This window comes from Microlunatus sagamiharensis (assembly GCF_900105785.1).
Classification (GTDB): Bacteria; Actinomycetota; Actinomycetes; order Propionibacteriales; family Propionibacteriaceae; genus Microlunatus; species Microlunatus sagamiharensis.
Genome location: NZ_LT629799.1, coordinates 4054021 through 4073950, shown reverse-complemented (window position 1 = coordinate 4073950; position 19930 = coordinate 4054021). Strand labels below are relative to the sequence as shown.

At 72.9% G+C, this 19930-nt stretch carries 21 protein-coding genes; 16 read left to right on the top strand and 5 right to left on the bottom strand.

What is annotated here, in order from left to right; translation table 11 throughout:
- The first annotated feature begins 39 nt into the window (after positions 1 to 39).
- The 6 genes from trpS (at position 40) to BLU42_RS18820 (ending at position 4919) form a co-directional block, all read left to right on the top strand.
- On the top strand, positions 40 to 1161 hold the full coding sequence (trpS, locus tag BLU42_RS18845) for a tryptophan--tRNA ligase (RefSeq protein ID WP_231918298.1): 1122 nt from the start codon (positions 40 to 42) through the stop codon (positions 1159 to 1161).
- 152 nt (positions 1162 to 1313) lie between these two features.
- Positions 1314 to 1742, top strand: coding sequence for a hypothetical protein (locus BLU42_RS18840; RefSeq protein WP_157720091.1), 429 nt, complete (start codon positions 1314 to 1316; stop codon positions 1740 to 1742).
- Positions 1743 to 1849: 107 nt separating this feature from the next.
- Complete coding sequence (locus tag BLU42_RS18835; RefSeq protein WP_091078103.1) at positions 1850 to 2086, top strand: TraR/DksA family transcriptional regulator; 237 nt, start codon at positions 1850 to 1852, stop codon at positions 2084 to 2086.
- Positions 2087 to 2554: 468 nt separating this feature from the next.
- Positions 2555 to 3115 (top strand): hypothetical protein, encoded by a 561-nt coding sequence (locus tag BLU42_RS18830; protein WP_157720090.1) that lies wholly within the window; start codon positions 2555 to 2557, stop codon positions 3113 to 3115.
- The gene (locus BLU42_RS18825) at positions 3108 to 3455 is read left to right on the top strand and encodes a winged helix-turn-helix domain-containing protein (protein WP_091078096.1); all 348 of its coding nucleotides are present in this window, start codon (positions 3108 to 3110) and stop codon (positions 3453 to 3455) included. Before BLU42_RS18830 ends, BLU42_RS18825 begins: the two co-directional genes overlap by 8 nt.
- A gap of 33 nt (positions 3456 to 3488) precedes the next feature.
- A complete protein-coding gene (locus BLU42_RS18820; RefSeq protein ID WP_197680516.1) occupies positions 3489 to 4919 on the top strand; it encodes a deoxyribodipyrimidine photo-lyase in 1431 nt (476 codons plus the stop codon).
- Positions 4920 to 5072: 153 nt separating this feature from the next.
- Here the strand turns inward: BLU42_RS18820 and BLU42_RS18815 are convergent, their stop codons facing one another.
- Together BLU42_RS18815 and BLU42_RS18810 are read right to left on the bottom strand one after the other, a co-directional pair.
- Positions 5073 to 5699, bottom strand: a complete 627-nt coding sequence (locus BLU42_RS18815) for a maleylpyruvate isomerase N-terminal domain-containing protein (protein WP_091078092.1) — start codon at positions 5697 to 5699, stop codon at positions 5073 to 5075.
- Positions 5696 to 6193, bottom strand: coding sequence for an OsmC family protein (locus BLU42_RS18810; protein ID WP_091078088.1), 498 nt, complete (start codon positions 6191 to 6193; stop codon positions 5696 to 5698). The genes BLU42_RS18815 and BLU42_RS18810 overlap by 4 nt, the downstream gene beginning before the upstream one ends.
- 150 nt (positions 6194 to 6343) lie before the next feature.
- Here BLU42_RS18810 and BLU42_RS18805 point away from each other — a divergent pair, with 150 nt between their 5' ends.
- The 6 genes from BLU42_RS18805 to BLU42_RS18780 all read left to right on the top strand — a co-directional run bounded on the left by BLU42_RS18805 (position 6344) and on the right by BLU42_RS18780 (position 11749).
- Entirely contained in the window at positions 6344 to 8392 is a 2049-nt protein-coding gene (locus BLU42_RS18805; RefSeq protein WP_197680515.1) for a cytochrome c oxidase assembly protein, read from the top strand.
- Entirely contained in the window at positions 8389 to 8967 is a 579-nt protein-coding gene (locus tag BLU42_RS18800; protein ID WP_091078082.1) for a hypothetical protein, read from the top strand. The genes BLU42_RS18805 and BLU42_RS18800 overlap by 4 nt, the downstream gene beginning before the upstream one ends.
- Before the next feature lie 98 nt (positions 8968 to 9065).
- Positions 9066 to 9662: a copper resistance CopC family protein gene (locus BLU42_RS18795; protein WP_091078078.1), complete on the top strand. Its 597-nt coding sequence runs from the start codon at positions 9066 to 9068 to the stop codon at positions 9660 to 9662.
- 1 nt (position 9663) lies between these two features.
- A complete protein-coding gene (locus BLU42_RS18790; protein ID WP_091078074.1) occupies positions 9664 to 10488 on the top strand; it encodes a DsbA family protein in 825 nt (274 codons plus the stop codon).
- A complete protein-coding gene (locus tag BLU42_RS18785) occupies positions 10481 to 11149 on the top strand; it encodes a vitamin K epoxide reductase family protein (RefSeq protein ID WP_197680514.1) in 669 nt (222 codons plus the stop codon). Before BLU42_RS18790 ends, BLU42_RS18785 begins: the two co-directional genes overlap by 8 nt.
- Positions 11150 to 11551: 402 nt before the next feature.
- A complete protein-coding gene (locus tag BLU42_RS18780; RefSeq protein ID WP_091078070.1) occupies positions 11552 to 11749 on the top strand; it encodes a hypothetical protein in 198 nt (65 codons plus the stop codon).
- 69 nt (positions 11750 to 11818) lie between these two features.
- Here the strand turns inward: BLU42_RS18780 and BLU42_RS18775 are convergent, their stop codons facing one another.
- Positions 11819 to 13540, bottom strand: coding sequence for a helicase HerA-like domain-containing protein (locus tag BLU42_RS18775; protein WP_091078068.1), 1722 nt, complete (start codon positions 13538 to 13540; stop codon positions 11819 to 11821).
- A 60-nt stretch (positions 13541 to 13600) separates the two neighbouring features.
- Here BLU42_RS18775 and BLU42_RS18770 point away from each other — a divergent pair, with 60 nt between their 5' ends.
- Together BLU42_RS18770 and BLU42_RS18765 are read left to right on the top strand one after the other, a co-directional pair.
- Entirely contained in the window at positions 13601 to 13894 is a 294-nt protein-coding gene (locus BLU42_RS18770; protein WP_091078065.1) for a type II toxin-antitoxin system VapB family antitoxin, read from the top strand.
- Between the two features lie 159 nt (positions 13895 to 14053).
- Positions 14054 to 14584 carry a LytR C-terminal domain-containing protein gene (locus BLU42_RS18765; protein WP_091078061.1) on the top strand — a complete coding sequence of 177 codons (531 nt, stop codon included), beginning with the start codon at positions 14054 to 14056 and terminating at the stop codon, positions 14582 to 14584.
- A gap of 46 nt (positions 14585 to 14630) precedes the next feature.
- Here BLU42_RS18765 and BLU42_RS18760 read toward each other — a convergent pair whose 3' ends face one another.
- Positions 14631 to 16139, bottom strand: a complete 1509-nt coding sequence (locus BLU42_RS18760) for a potassium/proton antiporter (protein WP_091078058.1) — start codon at positions 16137 to 16139, stop codon at positions 14631 to 14633.
- Between the two features lie 154 nt (positions 16140 to 16293).
- Here BLU42_RS18760 and BLU42_RS18755 point away from each other — a divergent pair, with 154 nt between their 5' ends.
- The gene (locus BLU42_RS18755) at positions 16294 to 17193 is read left to right on the top strand and encodes a serine hydrolase (protein WP_091078054.1); all 900 of its coding nucleotides are present in this window, start codon (positions 16294 to 16296) and stop codon (positions 17191 to 17193) included.
- A gap of 3 nt (positions 17194 to 17196) precedes the next feature.
- On the opposite strand, the gene BLU42_RS18750 is transcribed toward BLU42_RS18755, so the two are convergent.
- On the bottom strand, positions 17197 to 17991 hold the full coding sequence (locus tag BLU42_RS18750) for a DeoR/GlpR family DNA-binding transcription regulator (protein ID WP_091078051.1): 795 nt from the start codon (positions 17989 to 17991) through the stop codon (positions 17197 to 17199).
- Between the two features lie 306 nt (positions 17992 to 18297).
- Between BLU42_RS18750 and BLU42_RS18745 the strand changes: the two genes are divergently transcribed.
- Positions 18298 to 19929 carry an ABC transporter substrate-binding protein gene (locus BLU42_RS18745; protein ID WP_091078047.1) on the top strand — a complete coding sequence of 544 codons (1632 nt, stop codon included), beginning with the start codon at positions 18298 to 18300 and terminating at the stop codon, positions 19927 to 19929.
- The last annotated feature ends 1 nt before the right edge of the window (position 19930 follow it).

Below are 19930 nucleotides of genomic sequence, written 5' to 3'. Positions count from 1 at the left end.
AGCGGTCGGGCCACGACCTGGCCCAGCGAGGGAGACCCGGTGACGGACGTCAGCACGAGCAGCGAGACCACCCCGGCGGAGGCCGAGGTCGAGTCGAGCTCCTACGACGCCGCCCAGCGCCGGTCCCGCCAGATCGAGTCCGACCTGGCCCGTGACGCCGGGCGCTACCGGATGCTGACCGGCGACCGGCCCACGGGACGGCTGCACATCGGCCACTACTTCGGTTCGCTGGCCAACCGCGTACGCCTGCAGGACCTGGGCGTGGACTCCTGGATCCTGGTCGCCGACTACCAGGTCATCACCGACCGCGAGGGCGTCGGGCCGATCCGCGAGCGGGTGCTGTCGCTGCTCGTCGACTACCTCGCCGTGGGCATCGACCCGGCGCGCAGCACGATCTTCACCCACTCCGCCGTGCCGGCCCTCAACCAGCTGATGCTGCCCTTCCTGTCGCTGGTCACCGACTCCGAGCTGCGCCGCAACCCGACGGTCAAGGCCGAGCTGGCCGCGAGCCAGCGCCCGATGTCGGGGCTGATGCTCACCTACCCCGTGCACCAGGCCGCCGACATCCTGTTCTGCAAGGCCAACGTCGTGCCGGTCGGCAAGGACCAGCTGCCGCACCTCGAGCAGACCCGGGTCGTCGCGCGACGCTTCGACGAGGTCTACGGCCGCGCGCGGGCCGAGGAGTCCGTCTTCCCGCAGCCGGACGCCCTGCTGTCGGAGGCGCCGAACATCCTCGGCACCGACGGGCAGAAGATGAGCAAGTCGCGCGGCAACACCATCGAGATCGGGATGACCGCCGACGCCACGGCCAAGATCATCAAGCGCGCGGTGACTGACTCCGACCGCAACATCACCTACGACCCCGCCGGCCGCCCCGAGGTCGCCAACCTGCTGCTGCTCGCCTCGCTCTGCACCGGGCGTACGCCGCAGGAGTGGGCCGACGAGATCGGCGACGGCGGCGCGGGACGGCTCAAGGCCGTGGTCACCGAGGCCGTCAACTCGACGTTCGCGCCGATCCGGGCCCGCCGGGCCGAGCTCGAGGCCGACCAGGGCCACCTCCTCGAGGTGCTGGCGGCCGGCAACGCCCGGGCCAACGAGGTCGCCGACGCGACGCTCGACGAGGTGCGGCGGGCGATGGGGATGGCGTACGACCTCGGCTGAGCGCGGCCCCGCCCGACGAGCCCGGAGGGCGTGCGCGACCAGGGGCTGAGCCCACGCGCCCGGACCGGGGGTGGCACCATCGGTCCTCGCGGGTCGTTGCACCCGTGCAGGCGATTTCGACGATTCGACGAAGACTCGACGAAGAGGTGCCCATGCGGGTGGATATCCGGAGTGGTGGCGACGGCGTCGCCTGCTGGAACGGGGACGCCGTGCGCGCCTTCGCCGGCCGGGCGACCGAGCGGGAGGAGCGGCTCGCCGCCGCGAACCCCGACCTGGTCGTCCACGAGGGTCAGGTCAAGTGCTACGGCTGCGAGGTCATGGAGCACGGCTACGGCACGCGGTGCACCGCAGTGCTGACGCTGACCCTCTACAGCGTCGAGGGCGAGATCGCCCCCCGCGAGGCCGACGCGAAGGGTTCGCTGCTCGACGTCCCGGGCCTGGTCAGCAAGATCGACACGCCGGCCGAGCTGGCGACCCCCTCGCCCGTGCAGTCGGCCGGCTCGACGACGGGGGCGTCGTCCCCGCCGCCCCAGCCCGCCCCCTCGGTCCGCGGCGGCCTGCGCCGCCTCATCGGACGCTGAAAGCACCCGGTCCCCGCCGTCTCCTCGAGGAGCGCCTCCTCGCCGCGCGGGCGCAGGAGGCGGCGCTCAGGGCCGCGATCGAGCAGACGCGCGACGCCCGGCTGCTCATGTTCAGCGACGACGAGCACGACCCGGAGGGCTCGACGGCGTCGATGGACCAGGTCCGCGACACCGCCCTGCTGGCGACCGTCCGGCGCACGGTCGTCGAGCTCGAGGCCGCGCGCGAGCGGCTGGCCGAGGGCACGTACGGCACCTGCGAGCGCTGCGGCCGCCCGATCGCCCCCGCACGCCTCGAGGCCCGACCGGAAGCGCGGACCTGCGTGGCCTGCGCGTCCCGTCGCTGACCCTCACGCTTGGGCCGACCCCGGCACGATCCCTGAGCTCGTCGAAGGGCCATCACCGCCGACCGCAGCCCTTCGACAGGCTCAGGGAGCGTGGCTGGGTCAGCGTGACCTGGCTGCACGCTTCGACAGGCCCAACCGCGATCCCTGAGCTCGTCGAACGGCCACCACCGCCGACCGCAGCCCTTCGACAGGCTCAGGGAGCGTGGCTGGGCCAGCGTGACCTGCTGCACGCTTTGACAGGCCCGATCGCGATCCCTGAGCTCGTCGAAGGGCCACCACCGCTGAACGCAGCCCTTCGACAGGCTCAGGGAGCGTGGTTGGGTCAGCGTGACCTGGCTGCACGCTTCGACAGGTCCCGATCGCGATCCCTGAGCTCGTCGAAGGGCCACCACCGCTGAACGCAGCCCACCTGAGGTCTGCGACGCAAACCGGTTGACAGCGAGCGCCTCCATCACCAGACTGGTCTGCATGAAAAACCAGTTGGACAAGGCAGCAGAGCTGCGCAGGACGGCGGCCGTCGCCGCCGACTACGAGGTCCTCCAGGGCCTGGTCACCGCGACCACCGGCGCCGGTCTGCTGGTGTGGGCGTTCGGCTCGTCGACGTGGGCGAGCATCGTCATCGCCCTCGGCGTGGCCGTCGGCGTGGGCTACTACCAGAAGCGCTTCGGCAAGGCCGTCAGCCGGCACTCGGCGGTCCTCACCATCACCTACGCCCTCGTCTCCGTGCTCGTCTGCGGGACGGCGTACTCGATCGACCGCACCCTCGGGCTGCCGGTGCTGCTGCTCCCCCTGTTCGCGGCGGCGTTCCTGGCCGTCGGCTTCCGGTGGGGCTACCGCCACGTCGGCGTCGGACCGGCGCACTGGGCCGCCCTCGCCCTCGTCGCCGTCACCACGCTCGCGCCGCTCGTCGGCCTCGACGCGCTGGGTGCCCGTCCCGGCCTGTTCACCCTCGGGGTGGCGCTCGTCGTCATCGGCCTCGTCGACCACGCGCGGCTCGTCGGCTCGATGAAGCCGGTGCCGCGTGACTGACGCGGCCCGCGACCAGGGCGAGGCCGCACCCGACTTCCCACCCGATTTCGAGGTCGACCGGCTCGTCCACGAGCCCGCCCGCCTCGGCATCCTCACCGTGCTGTCGTCGGTGCGGAGCGCGGAGTTCCTCTTCCTCCAGAGCACGCTCGGCCTCAGCAAGGGCAACCTGTCGAGCCACCTGGGCAAGCTCGAGCAGGGCGGGCTGGTGGAGATCACCAAGAAGTTCGTCGGCAAGAAGCCCCAGACCAGCGCCTCGCTCACCCCGGCGGGGTGGGAGGCCATCGGTCGCTACTGGCGCCAGCTCGACCAGCTGCGGGACCTCGGCCGCCCGGCTGGGTGATCCGTCGAGGGGTCGCCAGGGGAAGGTTGTCGTGTGAGCCCGAAGAAGAGCCCGGCCTCGACCGGCAGCGCCCCCGACGACGTCTACCCCGGCATCCAGGCCGAACGGGTGCAGCTCCTCAACGACGACGAGGTCGCCGAGGACGGCGCGTACGTCCTCTACTGGATGCAGCAGGCGCAGCGCACCGAGCTGAACCACGCCCTCGAGTACGCGGTCCGGCGCGCGAACGACGACGGGCAGCCGCTGCTCGTGGCGTTCGGGCTCATGGACGACTACCCCGAGGCCAACCGGCGGCACTACCACTTCATGCTGCAGGGCCTGGCCGACGTCGCGGAGGCGCTCGCCAAGCGGGACATCCCCTTCGTGCTCCAGCGCGGCAACCCCGCGGAGGTGGCCCTGCGGCTGGCGAAGGAGGCCAGCCTGGTCGTCTGCGACCGCGGCTACCTGCGCCCGCAGCGGGAGTGGCGCGACAAGGTCGCGAAGGAGGCCGGCCGGTCGGTCGTCCAGGTCGAGAGCGACGTCGTCGTGCCGGTCGAGCTCGTCTCGGACAAGGTCGAGACCGCGGCCCGGACGATCCGCCCCAAGATCACCAAGCACCTCGAGCGCTTCCTGGCGCCGCTGCCGAAGGCGACGCTGAAGGACACGACGGCGACCAAGGTGAAGGGCGAGGACCTCTCCGACGTCGACGCCCTGCTCGACGCCCTCGGGCTCGACGACGAGGTGCCGGTCGTCCGGCTCTTCACCGGCGGGACGACCGCGGGCAAGAAGGTGCTCCGCGACTTCCTCTCCGACCACCTCGACGTCTACGCCGAGCACCGCAACCAGCCGCAGACCGACGACGTCTCGCACATGAGCAAGTACCTGCACTTCGGCCAGCTGTCGCCGGTCTACATCGCCCTCGAGGCGCAGAAGATGCCCGAGAGCGAGAACCGCGACGACTTCCTGGAGGAGCTGATCATCAGGCGCGAGCTGCCGATGAACTTCGTCTACCACCAGCCGCGCTACGACAAGTACACGGCGATCCCGGACTTCGCGCGCAAGACCCTGTCCGAGCACGAGGACGACGAGCGCGAGCACGTCTATACCCGCGCGCAGCTCGAGGACGCCGAGACCCACGACGAGTACTGGAACGCGGCGATGCGGGAGATGAAGGCCACCGGCTACATGCACAACTACATGCGCATGTACTGGGGCAAGAAGATCCTCGAGTGGTCGAGCACGCCCCAGCACGCGCACGCCACGACGCTCTACCTCAACAACAAGTACTTCATCGACGGCCGCGACGCGAACTCCTTCTCCAACGTCGCCTGGGTCTACGGCCAGCACGACCGCGGCTGGACCGAGCGGCCGGTGTTCGGCAAGGTCCGCTACATGAACGCCGCGGGCCTGGAGCGCAAGGCGAAGCCGAAGGAGTACGTCGCCAAGGTCGACGAGCTGGAGCGCGAGGTCGAGGAGGGTTCCTGACCCTCGGCACCGGCTCCCGCGAACACGACCACTGAACTTGTCGGAGGGCCACCTTCGCCCGTACGCAGCCCTTCGACAGGCTCAGGGATCGTGGCTGGGTTCTGACCGGCTCAGGGATCGTGTCCGGGAACCGCGCAGCCCTTGGGGATCGGGCTACCGAACCACGACGAGGTCGGCCGGCCAGTCGGCCCGGCCGGTGAGGGTGAGCAGGAGGTCGCTGCCGCGCCCGCGCTGCAGGACGACCTCGGTGGCCAGGCCGGCGGCCTCACGGAGGGCGGCCGGCGGTGCCTCCAGGTCGAGGCTCGTCGCCGTGGCGACGTCGAGGCCGTGCACCACGAGCTCGAAGGTCCGCGTCGGCAGGTAGGTGCGCAGCCGCATCCCGCCGCCGATCGTCTGCAGCAGCTGCTCGGGGTCCGCGGCGCGGACGCGGGCGACCGCACGCTCGGCCGCCTCGGTCACCCAGGCGTACGGGTCGTCGCCCAGCTCGGCGCCCGCGGCGACCCCACGGGCGTTCACGGCGTCGGCGTCGACGTCGGCCGTGCCGGTCAGCCCGACGTACGCCGCCGCCGAGGTCAGGTCCTCCCGCTCGGCGGGCCGGTCGAGGTAGGTGGTGACCGTGACGAGCGCGCGGGCCGTGTGCCCGACGAGCGCCCGCAGGTCCCAGCGACCGAGCCCCGGCCGGTCCCACCCGCCGTCGATCCGGCCGACCAGGCCCGTGAAGGCGCCCGCGGCGGCCTCGAAGGCCTCCAGCACCGGTGCCGCGTCGTCCCAGCTGCTCATCTGCCGACCTCTCTGCCACCTGCGTCGCGGCCAGCACCGGCGACGAGGACCGTCGCTGCGTGCCGGACGGGGAAGTTCACCGATGACGCGATGAAGCACGCGTCGTGGGCCGGGGCGTGGAGCGCCTCGGCCTGCTGGAGCATCGAGGCGTCGGCGACGACGACCTCGGGGCGCAGGACGACCTCGGTGAAGCGGCCGCCCATCCCCTCCTGGCGCATCGCGCCGCTCGCGGCGTCGGCGTACGACGTCACCACGACGCCCGCCCGCGCGCAGAAGGAGAGGTAGGAGAGCAGGTGGCAGCCCGAGAGCGCGGCGAGCAGCAGCAGCTCGGGGTTCCACAGGGCGGGGTCGCCGCGGAACGGCTTGTCCGCCGTCCCCACCAGCACCGCGCGCCCGGGCGCGACGACCTCGTGCTCGCGGGTGTACGAGCGCACGTCGACCGTGCCGGCCGGGTCGGCCCAGCTCAGCCGGGTCTCGTAGCGGTGCTCGGCCACGGCCCGACCCTAGCGATGAGCGGACGTGGCGCAACGCTCGTCCGCAGCGCGGTGCCCGGGCGGTGGAGGTTCCTACACTGGCCTGGTGGGCGCGGACGGACGGCTGGGGCAGCGGCGTACGCGCCGACGCGCCCTGACGGGTCCGCGCTGATGGCCACGACCACGGCGGCACGCGTCGAGCGCCGCGAGCAGGACCGTCCGACGTCCGGGCGCCTGGTGGTGGTGACGGCGGGCGCCGTCGCGGTCGTCGTCAGCCTGGTGCTGCTCGGGGTGACCGGCTCGCTCGCCGCGCCCGGTGGCGGGCTGCTCGACCCGGGCGCGCTCACCCGCTACGGCCTCCCGGCCGCCCGCGCGGTCCACGACCTCGCAGCGTCAGCCACGGTGGGGCTGCTCGTGCTCGCCGCCTTCTTCGTCGCTCCCGCCGCCGGCAAGTCGGTGGACAGCCTCGCCGGCCCGCGCCGGACCATGGTCCGCGCGGCCACGGTGGCCTCGCTCGTCTGGGCCGGCGCCGGGCTCGTCGTGCTGGTCCTGACCGCCGCCGACGTCGCGGGCTTCTCCCCCACGGCCTCGGGCTTCAGCGTCGTCCTCTTCTCCTTCACCGCCCAGCTCGAGCTGGGCCGCGCGCTGCTGGTCAGCCTGCTGCTGGTCCTGCTCGTCGCCGTGCTCTGCACCCTCGCCACGCGGGTGGTCGCCGTCGCCTGGGCGGCCGCGTTCTCGCTGCTCGCCGTCCTCCCGCTCTCCCTCGTCGGCCACGCCGCCGGCTCCGACGACCACATGAACGCGGTCGACAGCCTCGCCATCCACCTGGTCGGGGCCGTGCTCTGGGTCGGCGGGCTCGTCGCCCTCGTGCTCGTCGGCCGCCGGCTCGGCGACCAGCAGGAGGCCGTGGTCCGGCGCTACTCGATGCTCGCTGGCGCCTGCTTCGTGCTCGTCGCCGTGTCCGGCGTCGTGAACGCCGCCCTGCGCGTGGGCTCGGTCGCCAACCTGGCCACGCCGTACGGGCTGCTCGTCGTCGCCAAGGTCGTCGCGCTCGGGCTCCTGGGCGTCGCCGGCTACCTGCACCGCCGCCGGGCCATCCCCCGGCTGGGCACCGACCGGTCGGCCTTCGCCCGGATCGCCGCGGTGGAGCTCGTCGTCATGGGTGCGACCGTCGGCCTGGCCGTCGCGCTGTCCCGCTCGGCGCCGCCCGTCCCCGAGACCGCCGAGGCGTCCGGCACGGACCGCGTCGCCTCGCTGCTCGGCTACCCCGAGCCCCCGCCGTTCACCGTCGGGCGCTACCTCACGGCCTTCTACCCCGAGCTGCTCTGGCTCGTCGTCGCGCTGCTCATGGTCGGGCTGTACGCGGCCGGCGCGGTCAAGCTGATGCGACGCGGCGACCGCTGGCCCGTGCAGCGGACCCTCTTCTGGACGCTGGGCTGCGTCGCGCTGGTCTACGTGACCAGCGGCGGCCCGGGCGTCTACGGCCGGCTCGGCTTCAGCCTGCACATGGTGCAGCACATGGCCCTGATGGTGCTCGTGCCGTTCCTGCTCGTCTTCGGCGCGCCGGTCACGCTGGCGCTGCGGGCGCTGGACGCACGCCGCGACCGCAGCTTCGGCCCGCGGGAGGTGCTGCTGCGCCTCGTGCACGCCAAGGTCCTGACCTTCCTCGGCAACCCGGTCGTCGCCGCCGTGCTCTTCACCGGCGGGCTCACGGTCTTCTACTACACCCCGCTCTTCGGCCTGGCCCTGGCGACGCACACCGGCCACGTGCTCATGACGGCGCACTTCCTGCTCACCGGCTACCTCTTCATCTGGGCGCTCGTCGGGATCGACCCCGGGCCCAAGCGCCCGCCGTACCCCTTCCGGCTGCTGATCCTGCTCGTCACGCTCGCCTTCCACGCCTTCTTCGGCATCGCGCTGATGTCGGGCTCGGCGCTGCTGGCGCCCGAGTGGTGGGCCGCGCTCGGCCGCACCGACACCACCGCCCTCCTCGCCGACCAGCAGCGCGGCGGCGCGATCGCGTGGGGCGCCGGCGACCTGCCGTCCCTCGCGCTGGGCGTCGCCCTGCTCGCCGGCTGGCTGCGCAGCGACCGGCAGACCAGCAAGCGCCTCGACCGTCAGGCCGACCGCGACGACGACGCCGAGCTCAAGGCGTACAACGCCCGGCTCTCGGCGATGTCCGGCCAGGCGGGGACGCCGCAGCGGAAGCCCGAGCAGTGAGCGGCCGGGCCCGCGCGCTGCGGGTCGGGCTGCTCGGCGGCGGTTCGCTGCTGCTGGCCACGGCCGCGCACCTGTCGGGTGGTGGTTCGCTGCCGGGTCCGGGCGTGCTGGGCGTCGCCGCCTTCGTCCTCGGCCTCGTCTCGCTGGTGCTGACCCGACGGCGCGTACGCCTGCCCGTGCTGCTGGCCGCCCTGGTCCCGCAGCAGGTCGCCCTGCACGTGCTCTTCGACGGGGCCGCGGCCGCCGCCGGCGGGTGCAGCCCCGTGCAGGCGGCGCACCACGCCATGACGACGCTGACCTGCATGCCCACGCACGGCATGGGCCCGATGGGCTACGCCTGGCCGATGTTCGTCGGGCACGTCGTCGCCACGCTCGGCACGGCCTGGCTCCTGTCCCGCGGCGAGGCCTGGTGCTGGGCCTGGGCCGTCCGGGCCGTCCGGGCCGCGTACACCGGTCCCCTCGCCCGCCCCAGCCGTCGCCGGCCGCGTCCGGCTACGACCGCCCTCGTCCGCGCGCTGCTGCGACGCGCGCCCCGGCCGCAGACGCCACGCGGCCCCCCGCTCTCCTTCGCCTGACCGGCCCAGCCAAAGCCAGGCCGTCCCCGCGGGGACCGGCCTCCGCCCGCAGCCCGCTGCCGGCGTCACCCGACTGCCACGTCTCGAAGGACCCCTCCATGCCCCGCTCCACCCTGTCCAGCACCGCCCCGCCCGGACGCCGCCTGCTCGCCGCGCTCGGGGCGGGCCTCGTCCTCGCCCTCGGGCTGACGGCGCCCGCGTACGCCCACGACGAGCTCCGGTCCAGCAACCCGGCCGACGGCGCCACCCTCGCGCAGCCGCCCGCCGAGGTCGTCCTGACCTTCGAGGAGCCGCCCGTCGACCTCGGCCTCCAGGTGGTCGTCACCGGCCCCGACGGCTCCGTCTCCTCCGGCGACGCGCGGATCCAGGGCGACGACGTCGTCCAGACCGTGCAACCCCAGGCCCCCGCCGGTCGTTACTCCGTGGAGTGGCGGGTCACCTCCGACGACGGGCACCCGGTCTCCGGGCGCTTCGCCTTCACCGCGGAGGGCGCCGCGACCGGCGCCTCGGCGGGCGCGACCCCGTCCGGCGCACCGGCCAGCACCCCGGCGGCGACGCCGGCCCCGGCCGACGCCGCCCGGCGCGACCCGCTCATCCCGTCGTGGGCGTGGATCGTGGCCGGCGTGATCGTCATCGCCGGGGCGATCCGGCTCAACCGGCGCGCGAGCGCCGCCAACAAGCAGCAGGAGGACTGAGATGGCGAAGACCGCCAGCACCAAGCAGGGCGGCCGGCACGACCCCGCCGCCTCGGACCGTCGACGCCAGGCCCGCGCGGCCCAGCAGGCCGCGCTCGCCCGCGCGAAGCGCCGGCGCGCCCTCACCCAGGTCGCGATCATCGGCGGCGTGGCCGTCGTGGTCGTCGCGATCATCGCCACCGCCGTCCTCGTCGGGCGTCGCGGCGACTCGACGGCGGCCGGCGCCTCCGGCGGCGGCCCGTCGTTCTCGGGAACCACCTCGATCGGCGGCGGCGGGAGCCAGGTGCCGCTGGCGATCGGCGGCAGCCAGGCGGCGAACGGCGTCCGCGTCGGCAGCACCGACGCCAAGGTGACGATGGACCTCTGGGTCGACTACTCCTGCCCGCACTGCCAGGAGTTCGAGGCGACGAACAACGCCGCGATCTCCGACCTCGTGGCCTCCGGCAAGCTCGCCGTGACCTACCACAACATCCAGATCGTCACCGACTACGGCACCGAGGCCGGCAGCGCGTCCGCGTGCGTCGCGGTCCACGACCCGAGCATCTGGCCGGCGTTCAACGCCTCGCTCTACGCCAACCACAGCGCCCAGACCGACGGCTGGTCCGCGAGCCAGTTCGCCTCGTTCGCGACCTCGAGCGGGGCCGGCGACGCGACGCGCAGCTGCATCACCGACGGGACCTACCGCGACTGGATCGGCGACAACACCGCCGCGTCGGTCAAGGCCGGGGTCAAGGGGACGCCGACGATGTTCATCAACGGGCAGCAGACCGACACCCTTTCCGGCCAGGCCCTCACCGACCGCGTCAACGCCCTGGCCAGTGCCTGAGCGCGAGGCCCGCGCGGCCCTCGTCGACCCGGAGGTCGAGGACGAGACCGCCGACGACCCCGCCCCCTCCTCGGGGCGGGGCGTCGGCGTGCTCATGGTCGTCGCCGGCGCCCTCGGGCTGCTGGCGGCGATGGTGCTGACGATCGACCGCTTCCGCCTGCTCGAGGACCCGAACACGCAGCTGGCCTGCAACCTCAGCCCGTTCATCGCCTGCGGGCCGGTCATGGAGTCCCGGGCCGGCGCGCTCTTCGGCTTCCCCAACCCGCTGCTCGGCATCATCGGCTTCTCGGTGGTGCTGACCGCGGGCGTCCTGCGGACCTCCGGCGTCGCGCTGCCGCGGTTCTTCCACCGCGGGCTGCAGGTCGGCGTGCTGCTGGCCGCCGTCTTCATCACCTGGCTGCAGACCCAGTCGCTCTACGTCATCGGCGCGCTCTGCCTGTGGTGCATGCTCGTCTGGGCGGTGACGATCCCCCTGACCGTCGCGGTCACGCTCGACAACGCGGCGCACGGCCGCCTCGGCGCCGGGCTCGAACGGCTGGGCACGCGGCTGCGCCCGTACACCGTCACGGTGGTCGCCGTCTGGTACCTCGTGGTGCTGACCGCGATCGGCCTGCGCTTCTACCGCGAGTTCGCGCTCTTCTGGTTCGGCGTCGCCCTCTAGGACCGCACCCGACCGCGACGAGGGAGTGGATCCGGCACCGTCCTGGTGCCGGATCCGCTCCCTTCTGCGTCGACGGGGCGTTAATTGCGTTGCCGCCGACCGCCGCGTCGCCCTAACGTCCTCGTCGACGCCGAGAGCGTCACCCCGAGGACGAGGAGGTGAGACCCCGCATGCCGATGACCCCCGCGCGAGACGCGCACGTCACCCGTACGGCTCCGGCGTCCCTGCTCGGCTCCTGCCGGGACTGACCCGGCACCGCCCGGGCGCCTGACGCCCACCGTGCACCCGCGACCGCCCTGGTCGCCCCTCCACCCCTGACCCTGGCCGGCGCACGCCCGGCGCCGGGTCGTCCCCGCGCGCCCGGACCGAGGCCCAGGCGCGCCCTCAACCCGAGGAACCGCCATGTCCCACCTGCCCGTGTCCACCCTCTGCACCTACGGCCTGCCCCTGCGCGCGTACGACCACCTCGCGCTCGACGTCCGGCCGGCGGAGCGACCCGAACCGTCCCGGTCCGCGGCCCCGCCACGACCGGGCCCGACTCGGCCCCGCGGCCTCCTGCGCCGCGTCGGCCTGCCCCGGCTGGTCGCCGGGGTCCGCTGAGCCCGCCACCCGGGAGGCCCGGGTCGTCCACCTCGGACGACCCGGGCCGCACGCGTCGGGGCACCCGGCCTAGCGCCGGCGCGCCGCCCCGAACAGGCCGCGCACGATCTCGCGCCCGGCCGAGCGCGCGAACTGCCGGAACACCGTCGAGCCGGCGATCTGCTCGACCATCCCCTTCTCCTGGCGCCGCGACGAGGCGCGCGGCTGGCTCGACCGCGCCGACCGCTCGGCCCGCTCGGCCTCGGTCCGCGCCCGGGCGTCGTCCTTCGCCTGCTGCTCCGCGGCCTCCTGCGCCCGCTTCGCCTCGTCGGCCCGCTGCTGCTCCGCCGCGGCGGCCGCCGCGCCCGCCTCGAGCTTGCGGGCGAGCATCTCCTGCGCCGAGTCCCGGTCGATCGCCTGGCCGTACTTGCCCATCAGCGACGACATCGCCACCCCCGGGCGGAGCACGTCCTCCGGCGTGGGTGCCATCAGCGACTGCGGCGCGATCATCCGCGTCCAGGCGACCGGCGTCGGCGCGCCGTCGGGGTCCATGACGGTGACGATCGCCTCGCCGATGCCGAGCTGCTGCAGCACCTCGGCCAGGTCGTAGCCCGACCTGGGGAAGGTCGCGACGGTCTGCTTGAGCGCCTTGGCGTCGTTCGGCGTGTGGGCGCGCAGCTGGTGCTGCACGCGCGACCCGAGCTGGGCGAGGACGTCGTCCGGCACGTCCTTTGGCGTCTGCGTCACGAAGAAGATGCCGACGCCCTTGGAGCGGATGAGCCGTACGGTCTGCGCGATCGCGGTGAGGAACGCCTTGGACGCGTCGGCGAACAGCAGGTGCGCCTCGTCGAAGAAGAAGACGAGCTTGGGCTTGTCGACGTCGCCGACCTCGGGCAGGTCGTGGAACAGGTCCGCGAGCAGCCACATGAGGAAGGTCGAGAAGACGGCCGGGCGGTCCTGGAGGTTCGGCAGCTCGAGCAGCGACACCACGCCGCGCCCGTCGCCGGTCACGCGCAGGAGGTCGGCGGTGTCGAACTCCGGCTCGCCGAAGAAGGCGTCGGCGCCCTGGTCGGAGAAGGTGACCAGCGAGCGCAGGATGACCCCGACGGTGGCCGCGCTGAGCCCGCCGATGCTCTTCAGCTCGGCCTTGCCCTCGTCGCTGGTCAGGTGGGTGAGGACGGCACGCAGGTCCTTCAGGTCGAGCAGCGGCAGGCCCTGGGTGTCGGCGTAGTGGAAGACGAGCCCGAGCGAGGACTCCTGCACGTCGTTGAGGCCGAGCACCTTCGACAGCAGCGTCGGGCCGAACGAGCTCATCGTCGCCCGCAGCGGGACGCCGATGCCCTGCCCGCCGAGGGAGAAGAATTCGGTCGGGCACGCCTGCGGGTGCCAGTCCTGGCCGAGCTTCGCCGTACGGGCGCTGAGCTTGTCGCTCGGCTGGCCCGGCGAGGCGACGCCCGACAGGTCGCCCTTGATGTCGGCGGCGAAGACCGGCACGCCGGCGGCCGAGATCTGCTCGGCCATGAGCTGCAGGGTCTTCGTCTTGCCGGTACCGGTGGCGCCGGCGACCAGGCCGTGGCGGTTCAGCATGCTCAGCGGGATGCGGACCTGCGCGTCCGGCTTGGGGGTGTCGTCCTCCACCAGCACGCCGAGCTGGATGGAGGGCTCGTCGAAGGTGTAGCCCTTCGCGATCGCCTGCCCGGCCTCGCTCAGCGGCGGTGGTGGTGGCGGAGCGGCGGTCTCCGTCGTGGCGGGCGCCGGGGTTGCGGGCGCCCCCGACGCGGTCGGCGGGACGTAGCCGGGAGCCGAGGTCATAGACCGAATCGTAACGAGGCGCTTTCGCGCCCCGAGAGGTTCGTTGACTACGCTGACGCCGTGATTTTCAAGCGCGTCGGGGACAGTCGCCCCTACCCCGACCACAGCTACGTCCAGAAGCAGTGGGCGGCCATCGCGCCGCACCAGGTGCGTCTGGACCAGCTGGTGACCACCAAGCGCACGCTCGACCTCGAGGCCCTGCTCGAGGAGGACTCCACCTTCTACGGCGACCTCTTCGCGCACGTCGTGTCCTGGCGCGGCGAGTACTACCTGGAGGACGGCCTGCACCGCGCCCTCCGCGCAGCGCTCCAGCAGCGGCAGACGATGCACGCCCGGGTCCTTGAGCTGCGGTGACACGGGGACCTCTGCGGGTGGGGCCGACGGCCCGCGCCGCGGGTTAGGCTTCGCGCTCAGCCGCTCGGGAGGCCTCGGTCACGGTGACCGGACCAGCGCGGCGACCCGACGGGGTGCGACGCGGCACGCTCGTCGAGACACCTTGAGGAGCTCGCTGCGGTGATCGGTCGGATCTTCCGGGTCATCCGCACCCCCGTGACCCTCATCGTGCTGCTCGCGGCGCTCGTGTACGCGGCGTACTGGGGCTACACCAACGTCATCGCGCCGGTGCCCCCGCCGCCACCCACGCCGTGCGTGCAGCAGACGCTGCCCAAGGGCCAGCTGGCGAGCTCGCAGGTCTCGGTGAAGGTGTTCAACGGCGGCAACAGCCGGGGGCTGGCCGCCAACGTCAGCCGCTCGCTGCGGGGCAAGGGCTTCAAGGTCAGCGGCACGGCGAACACGATCGAGAAGATCGACGAGACCGTCATCGTCGGCGCCGGGGAGAACGACCCCGAGGTCCAGCTGACCAAGCGCTTCTTCAAGGGCGCGACCGTACGGGCCGACGGCCGCGCCGACCACTCGGTCGACGTGCTCGTGGGCAACAAGTACGGCGGGTTCAACAAGAGCGCCAAGACGACCCTCGCGGTCGAGTCCGGCACCGTCTGCCTGCCCGCGCCCGAGACCGTCTCGGCGTCCCCGACGCCCGCCTGACCCTCGACCCGTACGGCTCCCGTCTCGCGGACCGCGGTCGGGCGGCTCAGGAGGAGGCGGGCCGTGCGCGGCGCCAGCGGGCGAGCCGGCCGCCCTGCGCCAGGTCGTGCAGCCGCTCCTCGGCGAGCGCACGGCTGGCCGCCGGCGTCACGATCAGCAGCTCGTCGCCGACCTTGATGCGCTCGCCGGAGCCCGGGTTGAAGGGCGAGGCGTCCCGGATGATCAGCGAGACGACCGTGTTGACCGGCAGCCTCAGCTCGCTCACCTCCATCCCCGCCAGCCGCGAGCCCGTCGGGACCCGCACCTGCAGGAGGTCGGCGGCGATCTGGTCCAGCGGCGCGGCCTCGACCTCCACGTCCCGGGCGGCGCGGTCGTCGATCAGGCCGAGCCGACGCGCGAGGAAGGGCAGGGTCGGCGCCTGCAGGCAGGTGAACACCACGACGAAGACCAGCACGACGTCGAAGAAGAACAGCCCGTCGTCGATCCCGTCCGCGAGCGGGACCGTGGCCAGGACGATGGGCACGGCACCGCGCAGCCCGGCCCAGGACAGGAACGCCTGCTCCCGCAGCGGCACCTTGAACCACCGCAGGCTCACCCAGACCGACAGCGGCCGCGCCACGAACGTCACGAAGAGCCCGGCCGCCACCCCGACCAGCGCGGCCTCGAGGGTCACCCGGCTCGGCGTCGCCAGCAGCCCGAGCATCACGAACAGCCCGATCTGGGCGATCCAGCCGATCCCCTCGACGAAGGAGCGCATCGCCGCGCGGTGCGGCAGCTGGGCGTTGCCGAGCAGCACCGCGCAGACGTAGACCGCGGCGAAACCGCTCGCGTGCGCGGTCGAGGTGATGCCGTACGCGAGCACGGCCCAGCCGAGCGTGGCGAGCGGGTAGAGCCCCGAGGAGGGCAGGGCGACCCGGCGCAGGATCTGCACGCCGATCCAGCCCATCACCGCGCCGGTCACCACGCCGCCGACCAGCTCGAGCACGACCAGCGTGCCGACGAGCAGCGGACCCCCCTCGGCCTCGTGGCCGGCGGCCAGACCGCTGGCGAGCGTGACGAGCAGGACGGTGGGGGCGTCGTTCAGGCCGGACTCGGCCTCGAGCATGCCCCTGATCCGGTACGGGATCGGCACCCGGCGGAGCACCGAGAAGACCGCGGCCGCGTCGGTCGGCGAGATCACCGCGCCCAGCAGGACCGCGACCCAGATGTCGAGGCCGAGGACGTAGTAGCCGAACGCGGTGACGGCGCCGACGCTGACGACGATGCCGATGGTCGCCAGCACCAGGGCCGGGCCGATGACCGGTCTGATCTCGCTCCACTTGGTGGTGAGACCGCCCTCGGCCAGGATCAGCACCAGCGCGGCGAAGCCGAGCGCGTGCGCCAGGTCGGCGTCGTCGAAGGCGAGGCCGCCGGGCCCGTCGGTGCCCAGCAGCATGCCGAGCCCGAGGAACAGCAGCAGCGACGGGAGGCCGAAGCCGGACCCGAGGCGGGCGGCGAGGATGGCCACGATCAGCACGACGGCACCCACGAGGAGGATGACGTCGAGGTCGATCATGCCGCCATCCTTCCGGACCCGGGCTACGGGCGTGCAACGGACGAGACGGCCGAGAGAAGACCAGCACCCTACGTGGGCGGCCAAGCGCGCAGCGGCCCTCGAGGCACCGGCGTGCCGCGAGGTTCCTGTCGGTCCTCGGTCCTACGGTGCGGTCATGTCGGTCCGGACCGCGCCAGCCCCGCTGCCCTCGCTGGGCTTCCGGCGCCTGCGCGCCTTCACCATCCTGATGCTGGCCGTGGCCCTCGTGAACACCGTCGTGCAGCTGCTCGACCGCTCGGACGCGGCGCTCCCGGCTGTCGTCGCGGCGTCGGCGCCCGCTCCGGCACCCGCCCCGCCGCCCGCACCCGCCGCCGTCGTCGCCGACGCGGTCAGCGACTGGCACGCGGCCGAGGACGGGCACCTGGCCGTCGTCGTCTCCGACCTCTCGACCGGGCGCACCACCGCGTACGGCGACACCGACCACGCCTTCGCCACGGCGAGCATCGTCAAGGTCGACATCCTCGCCACCCTGCTGCTGCAGGAGCAGGGCAGGCTCACCAGCGGGCAGAAGGAGGTCGCGAGCCGGATGATCCGCCAGAGCAGCAACGGCGCGGCCACCACGCTGTGGAAGGCCATCGGCAAGGAGAAGGGGCTGGCCGCGGCCAACACGACCTTCGGGCTGACGCAGACGAAGGGCGGCACGCAGGGCCGCTGGGGCGCGACGACCACGACGACGGCCGACCAGCTGCGCCTGCTCCAGGTCGTGTTCACCGACGACTCCCCGCTCACCGCGGAGTCCCGGAAGTACGTGCAGTCGCTCATGGGCGGGGTCGCGACCGACCAGGACTGGGGCGTCACGGCCGCCGACTCGCGCGGCGACACGCACGCCTTCGTGAAGAACGGCTGGCTGCCGCGGACCGGCGGGTGGGCCGTGACCAGCGTCGGCCGCGTCGAGCACGAGGGTCACCCGCTGCTCGTCGCCGCCCTCTCCGACGGCGGCAGCACGCAGAAGAAGGGCGTCTCCGTCGTCGAGCTCGTCGCCACGCACGCGGCCAGGGACGTCACGGGCGCCTGACGGTCAGGCCGGCACGGCCTGCTCGCCGACCTCGACCACGACGCACTCGGCGCCCACGGCCTCGAACGCTCGGAGCTGGGCCGCGTCGGCCGACGCGTCGGTCACCAGGGTCCAGCGCGGGGGGAGCAACGCCCACGCGTGGAAGGGGGCATGGCCGAGCTTGGCCCCGTGGGCGAGGACGTAGACGTGGTCGGCCCGGCTCATCATCAGCTCCTTCAGCCGGGTCTGCTCCAGGTCCTTCTCGCAGATGCCGCGGTCGGCACGCACCCCGTCGGCCCCGAGGAAGGCGCGGTCGAAGCTCATCCGGTCGAGCGCCGCCTCGGTGACGGGCCCGACGAAGCTCTGGCTCGGGTGCCGCAGCCGCCCTCCGAGCAGCACCACCTCGAGGTGGTCGGCGTCGGCCAGCGCCTCGAGCGACGTCAGCCCGATCGTCGCCACGGTCAGCCGCTCGAAGGACCTGAGCTCCTCGGCCAGCGCCGCGGCGGTCGACCCGCCGTCGAGGACCACCGTCTCGCCGTCCGTCACCTGCCCGGCCGCCCACGCCGCGATCGCCCGCTTCGCCTCGTGCGCCTCCCCCAGCCGCTGGCGGAGGGAGGACTCGGGGTGCGGCTCGAGGCTGAGCGCGCCGCCGTAGGTCCGGGCGAGCTGACCGCGCGACGTCAGGACGGCGAGGTCGCGCCGGATCGTCGAGGGGGTGACGCCCATCCGGGCGGAGAGGTCGTCCACGCTGGCCAGGCCGTGCGACAGGGCCAGCGCCAGGATCTCCTCGCGCCGCTCCTCCGACCGGGTGCGACCCATCAACGGGCTTCTTCCGGGAAGATCTGCGCGATCTGCGCAGGAACATGAGGTCCTCGTCGAGCCGACGTCATCGGGGCTCTCCTCGTGCCGAAGGGACAGGAACCGCTGCTCAGGCAGGTCCCGGGCACTGTATCCCGGGTGACGAGGCGCCGCCAGCCACGCGTACGATCCCCTTCCCCATGCGCGCTTGACGCAGTTTCTCAGCAACCTCTTGCGCACAACGCGCAAACGGTGATAGTCCTGGTCCCGCCGCGAGCATCGCCCGCTCGGACCGGGGGTGCCCGGAGACTTCAAGGAGGAAGTTCGATGACTGACGACATCTCACTGGCCGGCGGAGACGTCTCCGTCGCCACGCGCAACGTGTCCCGCCGTTCGCTGCTGCAGCTGGCCGGGATCCTCGGCGCAGGAGTCGCCCTCGGACCCACGCTCGCCGCCTGCGCCGGGCCGCAGAGCAGCAGCACCTCCTCGTCCGGGAGCTCCGGGGGCGCCGGCGGCTCGATCAGCATCATGCTGAACCGCAACCTGGTCAGCCTGGACAACAAGCTCAACCAGTACGACGCCGCGGTCACCGTGCAGCGGGCCGTGCGGCAGGCCCTCACCCGCATCGGGCTGGACCTCAAGCCCGAGCTCGTGCTGGCCAAGTCCTTCGAGCAGACCGGCCCGACCACCTGGACCGTCGAGCTGCGTGACGACATCCACTACTCGGACAACTCGCCCGTGACCGTGGAGGACGTCGACACCGCCCTCAAGCTCTACTTCCAGGTGTCCGCCGGTTACGTGGCCTCGCAGTTCTCCGAGCAGCCCAAGCTGACGAAGACCGGCGACCGCTCCTTCACGCTGACCACCGCCAAGCCGCTGGTGACCCTCGACGCGCTGATGTCGAACATCCTCATCACCCCGGCCGCGGCGAACAAGGCGGAGGAGCTGCGCGAGGGCATCGGCTCCGGGCCCTTCACCGTCGCGGCCGCCGACTCGGGCACCGGCACGTACAAGCTGGTCCGCAACGAGAACTACTGGGGCGAGAAGGCCCTGCTGGCCGAGGTGAACGTGGCCTACCAGGAGGACGAGGGCGCGCGGGTCATCGCGATCACCTCGGGCCAGACCGACGTCATCGACACCATCACCCCGGAGTCGGCGGCGAGCCTGCAGACCAAGCAGGACATCGAGGTCATCCAGACCAAGGGCACGCGCCTGATCCACCTCTTCTACAACTTCCGCAAGCCGTCGTCGCACCCGCTGAGCAGGCCCGCGGTGCGTGAGGCGCTGAGCCACGCGGTCGACCACGACTCGCTCATCGGCTCGCTGATGGCTGGTCAGGTGACGTCGGCGACCGGCGTGGTCCCGACCACCCTCAGCGGCTACGCCCAGACCGGCGAGTACACCTTCGACCCGGACAAGGCGAAGTCGATGCTCGCCGCGGAGGGCGTCGCGGACCTCGACCTGACCTTCATCTGGGAGGACTCCGAGTTCGCCGGGGCGTCGCGCGTGCTGGAGGCGGTCGGGCAGATGCTCGACGCGGTCGGGGTCAAGGTCACGCTCAAGCAGATCCCCAAGGGCGGCGACATCAACGGCTGGCGCCGGGGCGAGTCCGGCGACTGGGACGTCCTGGCCAACGGCTACGGCAACCAGACGGGGCTGGCCATCACCAACCTCATCGGGCAGTACGGCGGGACGGCGGCCAAGGAGAAGACGCGCGACACCTACCAGGGCTTCGTCGTCCCCGAGGTCACCGACCTGCTCGACCAGGCCGGCTCGGAGGCCGACCAGGCGAAGCGCGACGCCCTGCTGAAGACCGCGCAGGAGAAGATCTGGGCGCTCTGGCCGGCCATGTGGGCCTGGACGCCGAACAACCTGCTGGCGCACCGCAAGCGCGTGACCACCCTCGACCTGTCGCCGGGCAACTTCTACGACCTCTCGACGGTCCGCGTCTCCGACTGAC